Origin of the sequence: Cytobacillus sp. FSL R7-0696 (genome assembly GCF_038006865.1) — a bacterium.
In the GTDB taxonomy this organism is placed as follows: Bacteria; Bacillota; Bacilli; order Bacillales; family Cytobacillaceae; genus Cytobacillus; species Cytobacillus kochii.
In genome coordinates this window covers 3,351,578-3,368,229 of record NZ_JBBOWA010000001.1, presented here as the reverse complement: position 1 = coordinate 3,368,229, position 16,652 = coordinate 3,351,578, and the positions used below count along the sequence as shown (strand labels likewise).

Annotated in this window: 13 protein-coding genes and 1 other annotated feature; of the genes, 2 read left to right on the top strand and 11 right to left on the bottom strand. The window is 38.2% G+C overall.

What is annotated here, in order from left to right:
- Nucleotides 1–13: 13 nt before the first annotated feature.
- The 4 genes from MKX29_RS17395 to MKX29_RS17380 all read right to left on the bottom strand — a co-directional run bounded on the left by MKX29_RS17395 (nt 14) and on the right by MKX29_RS17380 (nt 4,713).
- Nucleotides 14–1,273 carry a Y-family DNA polymerase gene (locus MKX29_RS17395; protein ID WP_095372669.1) on the bottom strand — a complete coding sequence of 420 codons (1,260 nt, stop codon included), beginning with the start codon at nt 1,271–1,273 and terminating at the stop codon, nt 14–16.
- 471 nt (nt 1,274–1,744) lie between these two features.
- Nucleotides 1,745–2,860, bottom strand: a complete 1,116-nt coding sequence (locus tag MKX29_RS17390; protein ID WP_341106775.1) for an NADH-dependent flavin oxidoreductase — start codon at nt 2,858–2,860, stop codon at nt 1,745–1,747.
- Between the two features lie 85 nt (nt 2,861–2,945).
- Nucleotides 2,946–3,740, bottom strand: a complete 795-nt coding sequence (locus MKX29_RS17385) for an SDR family NAD(P)-dependent oxidoreductase (RefSeq protein ID WP_341106773.1) — start codon at nt 3,738–3,740, stop codon at nt 2,946–2,948.
- 4 nt (nt 3,741–3,744) lie between these two features.
- Nucleotides 3,745–4,713 (bottom strand): MBL fold metallo-hydrolase, encoded by a 969-nt coding sequence (locus tag MKX29_RS17380; RefSeq protein ID WP_341106770.1) that lies wholly within the window; start codon nt 4,711–4,713, stop codon nt 3,745–3,747.
- Between the two features lie 508 nt (nt 4,714–5,221).
- Between MKX29_RS17380 and proC the strand changes: the two genes are divergently transcribed.
- Nucleotides 5,222–6,049 (top strand): pyrroline-5-carboxylate reductase, encoded by an 828-nt coding sequence (gene proC / locus MKX29_RS17375; protein WP_341106768.1) that lies wholly within the window; start codon nt 5,222–5,224, stop codon nt 6,047–6,049.
- Between the two features lie 175 nt (nt 6,050–6,224).
- On the opposite strand, the gene MKX29_RS17370 is transcribed toward proC, so the two are convergent.
- Both MKX29_RS17370 and rnz read right to left on the bottom strand, forming a co-directional pair.
- The gene (locus MKX29_RS17370) at nt 6,225–7,577 is read right to left on the bottom strand and encodes a sodium-dependent transporter (RefSeq protein WP_224936208.1); all 1,353 of its coding nucleotides are present in this window, start codon (nt 7,575–7,577) and stop codon (nt 6,225–6,227) included.
- A gap of 140 nt (nt 7,578–7,717) precedes the next feature.
- Nucleotides 7,718–7,944 (bottom strand) — a binding site (T-box leader).
- 160 nt (nt 7,945–8,104) lie between these two features.
- Nucleotides 8,105–9,028, bottom strand: coding sequence for a ribonuclease Z (gene rnz, locus MKX29_RS17365; RefSeq protein WP_224936041.1), 924 nt, complete (start codon nt 9,026–9,028; stop codon nt 8,105–8,107).
- Between the two features lie 204 nt (nt 9,029–9,232).
- Here rnz and zwf point away from each other — a divergent pair, with 204 nt between their 5' ends.
- Complete coding sequence (zwf, locus tag MKX29_RS17360; protein ID WP_224936040.1) at nt 9,233–10,729, top strand: glucose-6-phosphate dehydrogenase; 1,497 nt, start codon at nt 9,233–9,235, stop codon at nt 10,727–10,729.
- A 129-nt stretch (nt 10,730–10,858) separates the two neighbouring features.
- On the opposite strand, the gene MKX29_RS17355 is transcribed toward zwf, so the two are convergent.
- The 5 genes from MKX29_RS17355 to mce form a co-directional block, all read right to left on the bottom strand.
- A complete protein-coding gene (locus MKX29_RS17355; RefSeq protein WP_341106762.1) occupies nt 10,859–12,133 on the bottom strand; it encodes a DNA polymerase IV in 1,275 nt (424 codons plus the stop codon).
- 47 nt (nt 12,134–12,180) lie between these two features.
- Nucleotides 12,181–12,657: a chemotaxis protein CheW gene (locus MKX29_RS17350; RefSeq protein ID WP_224936038.1), complete on the bottom strand. Its 477-nt coding sequence runs from the start codon at nt 12,655–12,657 to the stop codon at nt 12,181–12,183.
- A 601-nt stretch (nt 12,658–13,258) separates the two neighbouring features.
- Nucleotides 13,259–14,377 (bottom strand): M20/M25/M40 family metallo-hydrolase, encoded by a 1,119-nt coding sequence (locus tag MKX29_RS17345; protein WP_224936037.1) that lies wholly within the window; start codon nt 14,375–14,377, stop codon nt 13,259–13,261.
- 133 nt (nt 14,378–14,510) lie between these two features.
- Complete coding sequence (locus MKX29_RS17340; RefSeq protein ID WP_341106758.1) at nt 14,511–16,061, bottom strand: acyl-CoA carboxylase subunit beta; 1,551 nt, start codon at nt 16,059–16,061, stop codon at nt 14,511–14,513.
- Nucleotides 16,061–16,474, bottom strand: a complete 414-nt coding sequence (mce, locus tag MKX29_RS17335) for a methylmalonyl-CoA epimerase (protein WP_307312959.1) — start codon at nt 16,472–16,474, stop codon at nt 16,061–16,063. Before mce ends, MKX29_RS17340 begins: the two co-directional genes overlap by 1 nt.
- Between the last annotated feature and the right edge of the window lie 178 nt (nt 16,475–16,652).

Sequence of the window (16,652 nt, the reverse complement as noted above, 5' to 3'; positions counted from 1 at the left end):
TTCTTTCTCCTTACTATTTTTTATGACCACCGACAAGTGTTGCTCTATGTCTCGCTGTACCTGCATCGGTATAAGAAACCGCTCGCAATAAGGAAGCAGATCCGAAGCGGGCACGAATGCGATCGACGGTATAGCCGAGCTTGCGCTTGTTAAAGCCGTTTTGATCAAATAAACTAAGCTGATACTCGTGATCATCGGTTATTTGTCCAAGAGAAATAGTAATCTTCCGAACCGTTTTGCCGTTATAATGTTCATCTAATAAAGCTAAACAAACATGATAAATGGTCATTGTTACATTTGTCGGCTCCTCCATTGTCCGAGAACGATAAAATCCACCACCAAACTCATCCTTGCTATATCCAAGCCCAAAATGAACGGTTCTTCCAGCCTTACGATGTGTGCGCGCCCTTCTTGCAACCTCCTCACACATTTCTAAAACAACATGCTTGATTTCTTCTTTATCAGTATAATCTCGAAGCAAGATTTGACTTTTCCCAAAGCTAATTTGACCTTGTAAAATCGGAGCACCGATTTCTGACAAATCTATTCCCCATGCGTGATAATAAAGCTGATTGCCCATAATACCAAACTTTTTTTCTAGTGTAGTTAGATTAAAATGGGCAAGCTGACCAACCGTGAAAATGCCCATACTGTTCAAATTTTTCTCCATTCTACTGCCTATACCCCACATTTGACTTAATGGAGAAATCGGCCAAAGCTTTTCTTCTATTTGTTCATAAGTCCACTCAGCAATACCAGCCTTCTTTGCTTCTAAATCAAGACAAAGCTTTGCCATTAACATATTAGGACCAATCCCAACAGATGAAGGTAGTTGAAATTCCCTTTCGATATCATCTTTTATCTTTTGGGCAATCGTATAGGCGTCACCCCATATATGTTCTGTTCCGTCAATACGAATAAAACTTTCATCGACACTATAAGTGTGCACAGCCTCTTTTGGTACATAGCGATGAAATACACGTGTAATTTCCATAGAGACACGTAAATACGTAGCCATCTTTGGCTCTTCAATAATAATGCGGGGGTCATTGGGTACTTCAAATAGCCTCGATCCTGTTTTTATGCCAAATTCTTTCTTCATTCTCGGTGAAGCAGCAAGAATGACACTGCCTTTACGATCATGATTTCCCGCCACTACAAGATAGCATTCCATTGGATCTAATCCCCGTATAACAGCTGAACAACTGGCATAGAAGCTCTTCATATCTATACATAAAATTTGTTGTTTTGGCATTACACTATAATCAACCATTAGATTGCCTCTTCCCACTATAAAATAAGAACTTATGTTCCGTTTATTTATACCCATAATATTAACCGAATATACGTTCCCTTTCAATGGAAATTTTACGACGAATTTCTTATATTCGACTGTCTAGACAAAACCTGGGATTAAATAAGAATAGCTCTATCATTAGATGAGATGGCCTATGGGGAAAAACAAACTCTTGTACAGCAGAAGGCTGCTCCTTCCATTATCCTATGTATAAATATTCGACATATTATGATATTTTGCCTAAATCTAAAAAGTCCCAGCTTTTCGTCTTTTATTTGACATGCCTGTTATTTAACGAGAATGTTTAATGGATAGTCAAAAAAATCACTGTTTTTCCGCTATCTTTGACCGTTTCACTATTGATGTATGAGCAAACCGCTTTTGTAACCAAAATAAGACAAAAAAAAACATGAACAAATTGTTCATGTTCATGTTTTCTAAAGATTTCTAGCGAGTAAATGGGACCCAACCTTCTGCAGCTAGGATCACTTCCCATAATCCGTTCGGAATGTCATATTTATCTCTTTCTTTTAAATTCAGGGCATATTCTATTTTCTCAAGACGATCTTCTTGAATATATGCAGCCCATCTTGGTGAAATGAGTAATTCTCTACCTATAGCAATAAGCGGGATATTTCGTTCTCTAACAGCTAATGCGTCATCAGGTGAATTCACTTTTCCAACGGCCATTAACGGAACACGTCCGTTAATTACTTCATTCACCAGCTCAATTCTTGTGCGCTCTGTATCCGCCCCGCGGTGAGGAGTAGATAGTACATGCATAAGAGAGATGTGCAAATAATCGAATGGAAGATTTGATAAAGCATCCACTAGTTGAAAGGTTTCAGTCATTGTTAAACCAGGTGTCGACGGCTCTTCAGGTGAGAAGCGATAACCGAAAATAAATGGTCTCTTTGCATGCTTATCAATCGCTCTTTGGCAAGCTTCCGCAACAGCCAATGGAAACTTCATCCGATTTTCTACAGATCCACCCCATTCATCCGTACGGTTATTCGTATAAGGGGAATAAAACTGCTGTACTAAATACCCGTTTGCACCATGAATTTCTACTCCATCAAAACCTGCTTCAATTGCTCTTCTCGTTGCTTCTCCAAAAGCTTCGATGATTTCTTCAATTTCCCCTGTCGATAGGGCACGAGCCTTTTGGTTATCACGATCGATATTTGACGCAGATACAACATCACCATCGGGAACAAGTTCAGAAGGACATGAAATGCCGCCGTGATGAATTTGTATCACCGCTTTTGCCCCTTCTTGTTGAACCGTCTCAGCTAGTTTTTTTAAACCAGGAATAAACTGGTCATCGTAAATAGCTGGTTGACCAGGAAAAGCTTTACCATTTGGTGTTACATTGGCACAAGCAGTAATAACTGTACCTAAATCCTTTGCACGGGCCTTAATAAAGACTAATTCTTCTTCTGAAATAGAGCCATCATCATTAGAAGAATAATGTGTCATCGGTGCGAGTGCAAGTCTATTTTTAACTGTCACACCGTTAGGAAATGTATAGGATTCAAATAACGGTTCAAATTTTGCTTTCATATTTATCACCTTTTCTCTATAAATATCTTCACGATTTCACCATATAGATAAAAACAGCCCGATGCAAACCATTCAACTTGAAACATTATTTTTTATTAAACACACCGCGTCCAGCCCATTCAAATAATCTGGGAGCAATGGCAAATACTTTACTCCCTAAATTCATCCACCTTGGGAGATTGACCTCTCTTGTTGGCGTCAACATCACATCAACAACTTTTCGCGCAACATACTCCGGCTTTAACATATATCGCTGAACATTTTTCACATATGTGCCTTCTTTATCAGCAATATCAAAAAAATTCGTCTCAAATGGGCCTGGATTCACTGTTGTAATATACACACCTTGAGAAGCAACTTCCATCCGTAGGCTATTAGAATAACCTAATACCGCATGTTTGGTTGCAGAATAGGTACTTGATTTCGGCGTGGCAATTTTTCCAGCTTGTGAAGCGATATTGATAATATGCCCGCTTTTGGTCGCTAACATTTTTGGCAATACTTGCTGTGTGCAAGCAATTAAACCCAGTACATTCACATCGAACATGCTTTTTACTTCTTTCATATCTGCATCATGAGCATAAGTGAAAATGCCGTATCCCGCATTATTCACAAGGACATCGATTACTTTAAACCGTTCGAGAATCAATGGGAAAACTTCCTCTACCTTTTCCATATTAGAGACATCTAAAGAAAATGTATAAATATCAATAGCATAGCGTTGCTCAAGCTCTTCTTTCATTGCAGCTAATTTATCTGTCCTTCTAGCCACTAAAGCAAGATTGGCTCCTCTTTCCGCACAAAGCCTTGCCATCTTTTCACCTATCCCACCTGATGCACCTGTAATAATAATGTTCTTTCCATGTAAATCTTTTCCCATTTTATCACCTCATTTGGCTACTATAGAAAGACACACCGTCCTTCTTATACTCATTTACTTCCCCCATCGCAAGCAAATAGTCGAGCTGACCGATTGTTTCAGATACCGTAAGAGGTAATTGCATTTTGTAAGCTTTCGGAAAAAGGCGTTTGCATATATCAAAGACCGTCATTGATTCTTCCATGAGCCATTTCTTGACCTTCATCGCACGTTCATGCTGTGCTTTTTTTCGTTGAGGTATGATTTCATTTACATTTGTGAAGACTTCTCCATGACCTGGCAATACAAGTGCAAGCGGATAACGGCTTAATTTATCAAGGGATTCATTATATTGCAATAATGATTTAGGGCGCTCAGATTGCCCAGGTAAAGGTGGCTCCATTAACGGATTCGGAGAAATATGAGCCAGCAGATGGTCACCACCAATATAAATTCCATCACTTTCTCGCAATAAACCAATATGACTTTGTGCATGACCCGGCGTTTCGATAACACGCCATCCCTTTAACCCTGGAGGTTCGTCTCCCTCACAAATCTCTTGTGCTAATGAGCGATCACAGAAATAGGCAAGCTCACTATGTAGTCTTGTCATTACTTTATCGTAATACTGAATCAAGCCAAACTCAGTGAGAACATGCTGATAAAAATCATTATTTTGCTGTAGGAAGGCCTCTGTCCGATTGAGCCATCGCTCATTTAAAGGATGACCAATAATTTGCATATCAGCCGGAAAATAATCCAGCAGACCAACGTGATCTGGATGATGGTGAGTCAGAATCACTTGCTCAATATCTGACAGTGTTAAGCCTAACTCATTTAGTTCTGACTGCAACGCTTCCCAAGCTTCCTCTGTTTTAGGTCCAGCATCTATAAGGGTTAGCTTCTCTCCTTTGATGACATAAAGGTTAACATCACCTACAGGAAAAGGAGTAGGAATCACGAGTCGACCGATATCATTAATCCATTGTGCCATTTTCATACCCTCCAACAATCATTATATTTAAATAAAATATGTGTAGAACAATCTAATCTTTAAACATATATATATTTAATCTTAGCTTTATTTCTCAACAATGTCATTATTTTCACATAACTTTTAACAAATTATCTCTAAAAACGAATAAAAATGTTATTGACAATTTCCCTTGTTATCCCTCATAATCACAATAAATTAATGATTTAACGCGATGAATAAGAATAGTAGATGAACATAAGACGAAAAGAGAGTGAAGCTCAATTAGGCTGAAAGGTTTCACCGTCCCCTAGTCCATCGAACCTACCTTATGAGTGTTAGCAAAACTAACCGTAGCCGGCGTTAACGGAGTCGAGATTGTCTGTTCTAACTCAAAGAACATGACAAATGAAGGTGGTACCACGGAAGCACGTCCTTTCGTCCTTTACAGGATGAAGGGGCTTTTTTTATTGACCTTGACGGAGTTTGCAAGTACGAACCTTATCAACATTATCAAGGAGGAAAAAAAATGAAAATCGCATTTATTGGCGCAGGTTCGATGGCTGAAGCTCTAATATCTGGCATCATTACACAAAAATTAGTAAGTGGAAACAATGTATGGGTAACGAACAAATGCAATCAAGAAAAGCTCTATGAATTACAACAATCTTATGGTGTCAACATATCTTATGACATAAAAGACATCCTCTCTCATGTCAATATCGTCTGCTTAGCTATGAAACCAAAGGATGTCGGAGAAGCGATTCAAAGTATTCGAGCTTATTTACGTAAAGATATGTTAATCGTCTCCGTCTTAGCAGGGGTACCCATTACTTCTATTGAAGAAATGGTAGACACAGACCTAGCTATTGTTCGTGCCATGCCTAATACTTCAGCAACAATCGGTAAATCTGCCAGTGCATTAGCCATGAATCATATTGTAAACCATTTACAATTAGAAACGGTTAAAGGGATGTTTGAAACAGTTGGTTTAACGACCATCGTTAAAGAGGAAGACTTAGATGCGGTTACAGGATTATCCGGAAGTGGTCCAGCCTATATATATTATCTAGTTGAAGCGATGGAAAAAAGTGCAGTAGAAATAGGGCTCGAAAAAGAGGTAGCAAAAAAGTTTATTATCCAAACCTTAATAGGTGCTGCAGAAATGCTTGAGAAATCGTCAAAAGAATCTGCCCAATTACGAAAAGAGGTCACTAGCCCTGGAGGAACAACAGAGGCCGGATTAAAGGTACTCGAAGCACATGCGGTACAAGAAGCATTTGTAGAATGCATTAAAGCAGCGACAGCACAATCTAAAAAACTTGGTGAGATTTTTGCTAATAACATGAAAGTTTAACCTAATGAATGGATATTAAAAGAATTACACTGCTGCACATTCATTTTTTATTTGCATTCTTTCTTAATTATAGATAGAGACTGGGACAAAAAAATACGAACAAACCGGATTACCGCCATTTGCTCGTATTTCTATTACTCTGGAGCATCTTGATATTGTCTCAGTCTTTCAACTGTTACTTGAATAGATCAAATAAACCAGAAGAATCTAAGAACACAATTATAATAATGATTGGTACGATATATCTCATCAAAAAGAACCAAACATTAAATATCCCTGTCAGCGCCGTAGAGTTCATGACAATTTCGCTTTTTAATAAGTCTTTTTTCATTCGATAAGATACGAACAGAGCAATCATCAAAGCACCAAAAGGTAAAAGAATATTACTTACTAAGAAATCAGCACTATCAAAAATAGATTTACCAAAAATAGTTATGTCAGATAGTAAGCTATAAGAAAGATTAGAAGGAATTCCGACGATGAATATCGCCAAACCAAATAACCAAGCGATTTTACCCCTATTTTTTGTCGCTCCTTTCGTAACGGAAGCTACTGCGATTTCAAGCATTGAAAAGGCAGAAGTCAGTGTCGCGAATAAGAACAAAGCCAAGAATAACAACAAGAAAACTTTTCCAAAAATAATTTGATCAAATACAGCTGGTAAGACGATGAATAGTAGCCCAGGTCCAGCAGTTGGCTCAAACCCTAATGAAAAGACGGCAGGAAAGATGGCCAAACCAGCCAGTATAGAAATGAATAAGTTCATTGCGACAACAGAAAGTGCCGGTTGTAACAAACTTTCTTTCTTTGATAAGTAAGAACTATACGTAACCATTACAGAAATCCCTACACTAAGAGAAAAGAATGATTGCCCCATGGCATATAATAAACTTTCAGAGTTTAATAAAGAGAAATTGGGTTGCAAGAAAAACTTTATTCCCTCTGAGGCGCCTTCTAATGTAACAGAACGAATAATAATAATAATAAACAAGATAAATAATGCTGGCATCATAAATTTACTTACCTTTTCAATCCCTTGCTGTACACCCTTGGCAACAACGAAAATTGTAATGATGAGGAATAACGCCTGTGCACCTAAAGAAATATACGGATTAGATACAGTTTCATTAAACAGACTCTCATACCCCGACATCCCTACACCTTTATCACTTGTTACTCCATAAAATAAATATTGAATAACCCAGCCACCGATTACACTATAAAAAGAGAGTAATAAGAAAGAAGTAAATACGCCTAAGTAACCAACCCAATGCCACTTTGTTTTAGGTGCGATCGTTTTATAGGCAGAAATCGCTTCTTTTCCTGTACTACGGCCGATAACAAACTCAGCCAGCAGTAATGGAAAACCAATAAATAAAGAGAACAAAATGAATAATAAAATAAAAGCGCCACCACCACTTTCCCCAGTCACATAGGGTAGCTTCCATATCGCGCCTAAGCCAATTGCTGAACCTGCAGAAGCAAGAATAAATCCAAGCTTAGAAGACCATTGTTCGTTTTGCATAATTTTTTCCTCCTTTTTTAACCTTTATCTATATCTTCCACATTATTTCATCCCCTGGAAATTAGGACATTTGTCAACGTGAATTTTGTTATAAAAATCCTCTATTCCTTATTAAAAATAAAACAAAAAAGCCGCAAAGCTCATAAAGGGACGTGTGACTCACGCGGTACCACCCTTTTTGAAAGCTTGCGACTTTCCACTCGAATTCATAACGGTATTGATGACCGTCCTTACTGTCTTCGGCCAAACATGACAGCAAAGAAAAAGCTCCAAGAATGAAATTCATCTTATTTATAGTTCAGCTCACACCAACCGCTGACTCTCTTTACTAGGGAAATAAGGTTTACTAGTTTCTCTTCATTGCTTTATAAAATATAATTTTAAAAGTATAAATGTGATTATAGTACGATTACTATCTATAAGTCAATAACTGTTTTTTTAAATTTTTAAGATAAAATGAAACAGACATTTCTCCCTATGTCCTGAGTTGGTTCTACTGTCGCATTTGTTTAAACTGATAAACTACGCAATTATTTCCTAGGGATATCTATTTCTTTAAAATCTTCAGCAAGGATTGCTGCAGGGAAATCTACCTTTGCCTGCTCTTCTAGCTGTGACCACTCACTACGTTCATAGCGTGAACTAATATGTGTGAGACATAATTGTTCTACGCCCGCTTGTTGGGCTACAGCAGCTGCTTGGGCAATTGTTGAATGGTAATAATCATGCGCGAGCTGTTCCTCGCCATTCGCAAAGGTTGCCTCATGAACGAGTAAATTTGCATTGCGTGCTAATTCAATTGCCGCCGAACAAAAACGCGTGTCACCTAAAATAGTCACGATTCTCCCCATTTGTGGTGGTCCAACATAATCTTTAGGATTAATTATGCGACCATCCTCAAGAGTAATTGTCTCACCTTCTTTAATTCTTTTAAAAATAGGACCTGGCCTTACACCATCTTCTATCAATTGATCAGCCATTAAAGTTCCCGGCAAATCTTTCTCTACAACACGATAACCGAAAGATGGTATACCATGGTCAAGTTTCTTTGCTGTCACTATGAATTGATCATCATAACAAACGACCCCCTCGTCTATTTCAATAATCTCAAGAGGATATTGCAAGTAAGTTTGACTAACCGAAAGAGACACTTCGATATATTCTTTTATTCCCTTGGGACCATATACTGTTAGCTTTTCTTTGCCGCCTTGATGTGAACGACTAGCTAAAAATCCCGGCAAACCATATATATGATCGCCATGAAGATGAGTAATAAAAACTTTCTCTATTCTTCTTGGCTTGATTGTTGTATGTAAAATTTGATGTTGTGTGGCTTCTCCACAATCGAACAACCATATGGCTCTTCTTTCATCTAAAAGCTTTAAAGCGATACTTGTAACATTCCTTGCTTTCGCAGGGACACCCGCACCTGTTCCTAAGAAAAAAACTTTCACTGCCTTTTCTTCCTTTCTCCTCATTCATTATTATCATCATACAGAAAAACACGATAAAGCTAAAGCGCTACAGTTATTTCCTTTCAAAAAAGGTTGCTGTTTTTCACTTTAAGCGATAAAATTTTATACTTGAGTGGGTATATATTTCATCGTTGAGATGAACCTAAAAAAATAGAACTTTTTTACATAGAAAGGAATATCATTGTGAATAATTCTGAAAATCCAACTGCATTGATTATGATATTCGGTGCAACAGGTGACTTAGCGAAACGTAAACTATTTCCATCACTTTACCGATTGTTTAAAAGAGGAAAACTATCTGAACGCTATTGTATTATTGGCGTTGCTAGACGAGAACTAACGAACGGTGCTTTTCAAGAAAGTGTGCGACAATCTATTGAAGAAGCTGAAGGACATCATGATGACCTTAATGAGTTTATCACACACTTTTATTATCATTCCCATGATGTCACAGATTCTAGTTCTTATTTAGCGTTAAAAACACTAGCAAATGACTTAGATACACATTATCAATTAGAAGGTAATCGCATTTTCTATTTAGCGATGGCACCAGAATTCTTTGGGACAATTGCCGATCATTTAAAATCAGATGGGCTAACAGAAGTTGACGGTTTTAAACGTTTAGTAATTGAAAAACCATTTGGTCATGATCTCCCTTCTGCAATAGAATTGAACAATCGCCTTCGTCAAGCGTTTGCTGAGGAAGAAGTTTATCGAATAGATCATTATTTAGGAAAAGAAATGGTCCAAAATATAGAGGTCATTCGCTTCGCCAACGCCATATTTGAACCACTATGGAATAATCGCTACATATCTAATATCCAAGTGACATCAAGTGAAGTATTAGGTGTCGAAGAACGTGGGAGATATTATGAGAATAGCGGTGCTCTTAGGGATATGGTGCAAAACCATATGCTGCAAATGGTTGCCTTACTTGCAATGGAGCCACCAATTAAACTGACAGACGAGGAAATCCGTTCTGAAAAAGTAAAAGTGTTCCGTGCTTTGAAATCACTTGAAGGAGAGGCTGTAAAGGAGAATTTTGTTCGTGGCCAATATGGACCAAGCAAAAAAGATAATGAGCCAATTAACGGTTATCGTCAAGAACCGATGGTCAAAGCTGACTCCAATACCGAGACTTTCGTTGCCGGAAAACTGATAATTGACAATTTCCGTTGGGCCGGCGTTCCTATTTACATCCGTACAGGAAAAAAGATGGCAACGAAATCAACAAAAATAGTCGTTCAATTCAAGGATATTCCAATGAATTTATACTATCAGCATGAAAAGACGTTAAACCCTAATTTACTCGTCATTCATATCCAACCAGATGAAGGAATTAGTCTTTACTTAAACGCACAAAAATCTGGTGACACAATGAATGCCACACCAGTAAAGCTCAACTTCTCCAACAATAGTGTCGATCACATGAACACACCTGAAGCTTATGAGCGACTCCTTTATGACTGTATGCGCGGAGACGCAACAAACTTTGCTCATTGGGATGAAGTGGCTTTATCTTGGAGCTTCGTCGATAAGATCTCACAAATTTGGGAAAACCAACAAGCAGAGCAATTTCCAAACTACGAAGCTGGAACAATGGGTCCAAAAGCGGCTGATGAGTTATTAGAAAAAGACGGCTTCCACTGGTGGCCGGTAGAAAGCGGCGACTATCGTTAATATGTATGCACAATATAAAGCATGGCGTAAGGGGAAAAAAAACCTTATGCTATGCTTTTGTTTTTAGATTCAACTTTTAAGATTTAAAAAACACCACAACAAGATCGTTTGTGGTGTACATATTTTCGCTTATTCTTTCTCTTTTTTTAATCGCTGTAAAAAATCTTTATTAAAGCTGGTTGATGTACCGATGTTGGCTTTTTTCTTTTGTATAGCCTCAAGAGACGCTGCATGATCAACAATCGATGGGCCATACTTTTTCCTCAAACTTTCAATGGTTTGGTAAAGAGGCTCTTTTTTGGCGTCTTCTTCATAGTGAAATAAATCTAATTGTTTCACAGCTTGTCCTTTTTCGACAAGGTCCGTACCAGTTATGCCAAGCAACCGCACAGCATCACCACTCCAGTGTTTCATAAAGAGAGGCTGAGCCTGATTATAGATTTCTTCCACTGACTGAATAGCAAAACCGATTTTTTTGCTTCTCGTAATCGTATGGCGGTTTTTATAACGGATCATCACGCTTATACCAGTAGCATAGACTTTTTTTCGTTTTAGCCTCGTAGACACTTTAAAAGCGAGGTGATTCAACACTTCAAAAAGTTCTTTCTGCTTACTCATATCCCGCGGGAGTGTCGTTGAGTTACCTATACTTTTAAATTCCTCGGCAGCTTCTGGATCAACCGGACGTGAATCTATGCCATTTGCTCTATCTTTTAAACGCTCACCATTTATGCCTAATGTAGATTTTATCATGGCAGTGTCTGCCTTCGCTAAATCACCAATCGTATAAATACGCATACTTTCAAGCTTCTCACTTGTCTTCTGACCAACACCATGCATTTCTTTTACAGGAAGAGGCCACAATTTACTAGGAACATCCCGTTTTCTTAATATTGTAATGCCAAGAGGCTTCTTCATATCAGAGGCCATTTTGGCTAAAAATTTATTTGGTGCAATGCCAATACTACAAGGTAAATCTAACTGCTCTTTTATACGGTTCTGAATAATTGAAGCCACTTCAATAGGGGTGCCAAACTGGTCGCTAGCAGTAATATCCATATATCCTTCATCAATAGAGACAGGCTCTACAAGATCTGAATAATGATTAAGCACTTCAAACATACCAATTGACGCTGCACGATACCTTTCAAAATTAGGGCGTAAAATAATTAACTGCGGACATAACCTTTTCGCTTCCCACAATGGCATCGTTGTTTTTACGCCAAATCTCCTTGCTTCATAGCTGCAAGTAACAATAATCCCTCTACGCTCCTCAGGATTTCCAGCAATAGCAATAGGCTTCCCCTTTAATGTCGGATCATAGGCCATTTCTACAGATGCATAAAAACTATTCATATCAACATGTAAAATCACTCGGCCGGCTTTAGGATACATTGAATTCACTTAAAGCACATCCTTTAGGTTTGTATCCTCCAATTATAGCAAATAGATTATAAAGCTGCCTCTGCTTCCTTAGCTTCTGTTATATATTCTGCAATGGAAACATTACCATCCAATGAGCTCACGAAGCGATGGCTGTCAATGATAGAAATTAATCTATTTTTAAAATTAGCAATTCCTTTTAAGTAGTCTAGACGAATATGTAAAAGAAGTCCTGGCTTTTCAATAAGACCTTCCGCTATATCAATAATCTCCTTCGTTTCCGCAACAAGTAAGCCGTATTCAAATTCTTCTCCTTGAATGATGATGATTCTTCTATCTTTACTTTCTTCAATCGCTCGATTATAAAATATCATTTCAATATCAAGAACCGGGACAAGGTGGCCCCGAGAACGTATCATACCTTTTACATAATGCGGGAGTTGTGGGACAGATGTAAAACCTTCTGCCCGTTCTATAGCAATGACCTGATCAATAGTAATCGCATACTCTTCCTGCCTACATCGAAACACAATATATTTATCCAAAAGATTCACTCCTTCTTTTGTTCATAGTAAAAATATATCATATATTAAGTAAAAAAGAAGAGAGAAGAGTAAGGACTATTTTCCTAATGGAGAATTATATCTTTGATAGGACTCTATCAGGCTCCTCCCAACATTTTCACTGAATTCTATGAGGATATTCATTTATGTCCATGTTAATTCTAACGATGTACAATTTTGGGTTATTTAAGAAAGTACAAATATGTACTACGGGAATAAATAACCGCAATTTCATCTATTTTCTAGTGATTTTTGTACAAAAACGTGACTCGTGCATCCCTCTAACTTATCCTTTGGCTTTTGCCAGTTAACATGATTTACTCCAATCTTTCTTCTTTTTGAATTGAACGAGCACACCCCATTTGCTCATATAGCTTTCTAATCATCAGCAAAGATTTGCTGTGTATGAAAGTTATCCGTCCAACTCATTCTGCTACTTTTCTTCTCATTGATGTTCACCAAAACCCCTCTCAGAATAATTTTTCATCCACAAAAAAGAAAGCCGCTAGCACAAATAAAAGTGTGCTCTGCGGCTTTCAAGGTTGGCCTTACTTGAGCTGTAGCTATGCTCTATCATGAGGATTTAAGCTGCTACTTCCTCGATAATTGCTATTACCATTTCAGCTAACTTATTGAGCTCTTCGATTGACATTCTTTCGTTCGTTGTGTGAATTTCTTCATAACCAACTGCCAAGTTTACTGTAGGAATATCAAATCCAGCAATAATGTTGGCATCACTGCCACCACCGCTATGCAATAATTCCGGTTTACGCCCTACTTTTTCCGCTGCCTTTTTGGCAACTTCGACAACATGGTCACCGTCTGCAAATTTGAATCCTGGGTACATCACTTCAATATTAACTTCTGCTCTGCCACCCATTTCTTCTGCTGCACTTTCAAATGCTGCTTTCATTTTCTCAACTTGCGCTTCCATTTTTTCAGCAATGAGAGAGCGTGCTTCCGCAAGAACGTCGACATGATCACATACGATATTCGTTTGTTTTCCGCCTTCAAAGCGACCGATATTGGCTGTTGTTTCTTCATCAATTCTACCTAAAGGCATTCTAGAAATCGCTTTTGATGCCATCGTGATTGCAGAAATACCTTTTTCTGGTGCTACTCCAGCATGTGCCGTTTTGCCAATCATCGTTGCTCTCACTTTCGCTTGTGTCGGCGCAGCAACAATAATATTACCTACTTTTCCATCGCTATCAAGAGCGTAGCCGAATTTTGCTTGAATGAGAGAAGAGTCTAATGCTTTTGCACCAACTAGTCCAGATTCTTCACCGACAGTAATAATAAATTGGATTGTACCGTGAACAATATTTTGCTCTTTAAGTACTTTGACGATTTCAAGCATTACCGCTAACCCAGTCTTATCATCAGCACCTAAAATCGTTGTGCCATCTGTTACTACATAACCATCCTGAATTGAAGGTTTGACCCCGATACCAGGTACAACTGTATCCATATGAGATGTGAAATAAATAGGGTCAACGCCTTCTTTATTTCCTTGAAGTGTACAAATTAAGTTGCCCGCTCCATGCCCCGTCACTGCAGTCGTATCATCTTCAAATACTTCTACTCCAATGTCACGGAATTTCTTTTTCAATACTTTTGCAATCTGTGCTTCATCCTTTGTTTCAGAATCAATTTGCACAAGTTCTAAAAACTCATTTAACAGTCTTTCTTCATTAATCATCCGTCAATAACCTCCAAATTTCACGAGCCTTATTATGCTTTTAAACAGTTCTCTTCAACACTAATTAGTATACTCCTAACGAAACTTATCAGCAAATAAAGAATGTTTTATAGAAAATTTGACTTCTATCTTTCTATAAAGGCATATTCCCGTGCTTTTTAAACGGGCGTGTTTCCTTTTTATTTTTTAACATATCTAATGCCTGGATAATTTTTATTCTTGTTTCTCTTGGATCAATGATATCATCTACCATACCACGACTGGCTGCGACATATGGGTTGGCAAATTTTTCACGATACTCTTCTATTTTTTGCGCTCTCGTTTGTTCAGGATTTTCACTCGTGGCAATCTCCTTAGCAAAAATAATATTAGCTGCCCCTTGAGGGCCCATGACAGCCACCTCAGCGTTTGGCCAAGCAAAAACCAAGTCTGCCCCAATAGATTTACTATTCAACGCTACATAAGCCCCTCCATATGCTTTTCGCAGTATGACGGTTAACTTAGGTACCGTCGCTTCTGAATAGGCATAAAGAATTTTTGCGCCATGACGAATAATTCCCCCATGTTCTTGCTTAATCCCAGGAAAGAACCCAGTAACGTCCTCAAAAGTCACTAATGGGATATTGAATGAGTCACAGAAACGAATAAAGCGAGCTGCTTTGTCAGATGAATCAATATCTAACCCGCCAGCCATCACTTTAGGTTGATTACAAACAAGTCCAATTGATTCGCCCTTTATCCTCGCTAAGCCAACAACAATATTCTTGGCAAAATCAGGTTGCACCTCTAAGAAAGAATCAGCATCCACCACTTGGTCAATTACCTTGCGAACATCATAAGGTCTAATTGCATCAAATGGAATAATATCCGTTAAATCTGGTCGATAGTCATCTGTTGATTCATCTGCTTTTCTTGGTGCGCGCTCTTCATTGTTTTGCGGGAGATAACTTAATAAATCCCGAACTTGCGCAATAACCTCTTCCTCTGTCTTTCCTTTAAAGTGGGCATTGCCACTAATCGTATTATGTACATTTGCTCCACCTAAATCTTCTGCCGTAATTTTTTCTCCAGTAACGGTCTCAATCACTTTTGGCCCTGTAATGAACATTTGGCTCGTATTCTCGACCATAAAAACAAAGTCGGTAATAGCTGGCGAATAAACAGCCCCACCTGCACACGGACCTAGAATAACAGATATTTGCGGGATAACACCTGAATAAATTGAGTTTCTATAAAAAATCTGTCCGTATCCATCTAAAGAAACGACACCTTCTTGAATACGTGCACCACCGGAATCATTTAAGCCAATAAACGGAGCTCCGTTCTCTGCGGCTAAGTCCATAACATTCGCAATTTTTTTTGCATGCATTTCCCCTAGTGCACCACCAAAAACGGTAAAGTCCTGTGAGAAAAGAAAGATCGGACGCCCGTTCACTTTTCCATAACCAGTAATAACCCCATCACCAGGCCCTTTTTGTTTATCTAAACCAAAATCATTGCTACGGTGTTCAATGAACGGGTTTAATTCCACAAATGTACCAGCATCGACTAATAAAGCAATTCTTTCTCTTGCTGTTAGTTTTCCTTTTTTATGCTGTTTTTCAATTCTTTCGTCTCCGCCACCAAGCTCTACTTCTCTTCTACGATCATAAAGTTCGTTAATTTTTTCATAGATGTCTGCCATTAGCTTGTCATTCCCTTCTTTTCACATAATTCATATAAAACACTGCCAGTTGATTTAGGATGCATGAAGGCTACACTCGCTCCACCTGCACCCAATTTTGGCTGATCTTGAATCATTTGAATGCCTTTTGTTTTCATTTCTTCGATTCTCTCTTGAATAGAATGGACGCCCAATGCCACATGATGAAGACCTTCTCCCCTTTTAGCGATAAACTTCGCTACAGCGCTTTCATCTGTTTGCGGCTCTAATAACTCAAGTTTCGTCTCCCCAATTTGAATAAAGGCTACTTTAATGCCTTCACTCTTCACTTCTTCAATTCCTAACAAAGGTAATTGCAATGTTTCCGTATAAAAAGGTAATGATTGCGCTAATGATCGAACAGCGATACCAATATGATCAATTTTTTTGATCAACGAAATCCCCCCTATTCTATCTATTTAAAAATATCATTATTTTCTAACTATATATAATTATAATAATTTTCCACGAATATGTCGAATATACAAGAAAAAAACTCTATGTTGTTCAAATGAGAAAATCCTAGTAAAATAAAGAGGAATACCACTCAAGGAGAGGGTGAAAGAAATTGCC

Excerpts from the sequence above, each read along its gene's own strand:
- proC (WP_341106768.1), top strand. The coding sequence starts at position 5,222 with ATGAAAATCGCATTTATTGGCGCAGGTTCGATGGCTGAAGCTCTAATA.
- MKX29_RS17345 (WP_224936037.1), bottom strand. The coding sequence starts at position 14,377 with ATGATTAATGAAGAAAGACTGTTAAATGAGTTTTTAGAACTTGTGCAA.
- MKX29_RS17340 (WP_341106758.1), bottom strand. The coding sequence starts at position 16,061 with ATGGCAGACATCTATGAAAAAATTAACGAACTTTATGATCGTAGAAGA.
- MKX29_RS17380 (WP_341106770.1), bottom strand. The coding sequence starts at position 4,713 with ATGGCACAATGGATTAATGATATCGGTCGACTCGTGATTCCTACTCCT.
- MKX29_RS17390 (WP_341106775.1), bottom strand. The coding sequence starts at position 2,860 with ATGAAAGCAAAATTTGAACCGTTATTTGAATCCTATACATTTCCTAAC.
- MKX29_RS17395 (WP_095372669.1), bottom strand. The coding sequence starts at position 1,273 with ATGGTTGATTATAGTGTAATGCCAAAACAACAAATTTTATGTATAGAT.
- MKX29_RS17385 (WP_341106773.1), bottom strand. The coding sequence starts at position 3,740 with ATGGGAAAAGATTTACATGGAAAGAACATTATTATTACAGGTGCATCA.